The sequence below is a fragment of the Neobacillus sp. 204 genome (genome assembly GCF_046562815.1).
Classification (GTDB): Bacteria; Bacillota; Bacilli; order Bacillales; family Cytobacillaceae; genus Neobacillus.
This window is the reverse complement of record NZ_JBJORY010000044.1, coordinates 1-1,619: the sequence shown is the minus strand read 5'-3', so window position 1 is coordinate 1,619 and position 1,619 is coordinate 1. Positions and strand designations below refer to the sequence as shown.

1 protein-coding gene is annotated in these 1,619 nt (G+C 34.0%); it reads left to right on the top strand.

What is annotated here, in order from left to right:
* The first annotated feature begins 53 nt into the window (after positions 1-53).
* The gene (locus ACJ004_RS29985) at positions 54-1,514 is read left to right on the top strand and encodes an IS1182 family transposase (protein WP_410896725.1); all 1,461 of its coding nucleotides are present in this window, start codon (positions 54-56) and stop codon (positions 1,512-1,514) included.
* Positions 1,515-1,619: the final 105 nt, after the last annotated feature.

Below are 1,619 nucleotides of genomic sequence, written 5' to 3'. Positions count from 1 at the left end.
ACTGCCTTTTTACTTTATAATATTGTTATCAAATGCATGTAGGTGGTATCCAAGTGATTTCAAATCAAGAATCTCTAAACTTAAGCCCATTCATGGCTTTATACGATATTGTTGTACCAAAAAATAATATGCTTCGAAAAATTAATGAGCTTGTAGATTTTTCATTCATACTGGAAGAATTGAAAACAAAATATTGTCTTGAAAATGGTCGTAATGCCGTTTCGCCAATTCGTATGTTCAGATATTTACTTCTTAAATCAATCTATGATTTGTCAGATGTGGATGTTGTAGAACGTTCCAAATACGATATGTCATTTAAATATTTTCTCGACATGGCACCAGAGGATTCTGTTATTGACCCGAGTTCTTTGACGAAATTCCGAAAACTCCGTCTTAATGATGTGGGTTTATTAGATATGCTTATTGGAAAAACCGTTGAGATTGCTCTAGAAAAAGAGATCATTAAAAGTAAAACCATTATTGTGGATGCAACACATACAAAAGCACGTTATAACCAAAAATCACCGAAAGAGTTTTTACAAGAGAAATCAAAAAATGTCCGAAAAGCAGTATATCAAATAGATGAATCAATGAAAGAAAAATTTCCACCGAAAACGACTTCTAACGAAGTTAATGATGAATTGGATTATTGTCGTCAAGTGATTACAGTTATTGAAACTGAGCCACAAATCGCCGAGATTCCTGCTGTCAAAGAAAAATTAAACGTACTAAAAGAAGTTGTAGAAGATTATGCAGAACAACTATGTTTTTCAAATGATCCAGATGCACGCGTCGGACATAAATCAGCAGATTCTTCTTTCTTTGGATTTAAAACACATATTGCTATGAGTGATGAACGGATTATTACAGCTGCGATTGTTACTACTGGTGAGAAAAGTGATGGAAAATACTTAAAAGACCTAGTTGAAAAAAGCAAAAGTGCAGGAATGACAATAGATAGAATCATTGGTGATACAGCTTATTCAGAGAAGGATAATATCCAATATGCAAAAACCGAAGAATTTCAACTAGTATCTAAACTAAATCCACAGATCACACAAGGTGGACGTGCTAAAGAGGATGAGTTTGAGTTTAATAAAGATGCAGGTATGTACGTTTGTAAAGCAGGTCACATGGCAATACGAAAAGCACGAACAGGAAAGAAGAATCAAGGTCAAAATCAAAAAGACACCTATTACTTTGATATTAAAAAATGTAGAGTATGTCCGTTCCGTGATGGCTGTTATAAGGAAGGCGCAAAAAGTAAAACATATTCAGTTTCAATAAGATCCACTGAACACAAGGAACAAGAAGCATTCCAAAACAGTGAAGAGTTTAAGGAACATGCACGCTCTCGTTATAAAATTGAGGCAAAAAATAGTGAATTAAAACATAGACACGGGTATGAAACGGCATCATCTGCGGGTCTATTTGGTATGGAAATTCAAGGAGCCACAGCGATATTTGCAGTTAACATCAAGCGAATTCTGAGACTCCTTAATGAGAAAGAATAAAAAAAGAAAAGGAAAAAGGCAATTTTCCGCCTAAAAAACAGGCGGAAAATTGCCTTTTTGTATTCATTTTAGATTACAGAAATAAAAAACGTAAGTTTTTCAGTG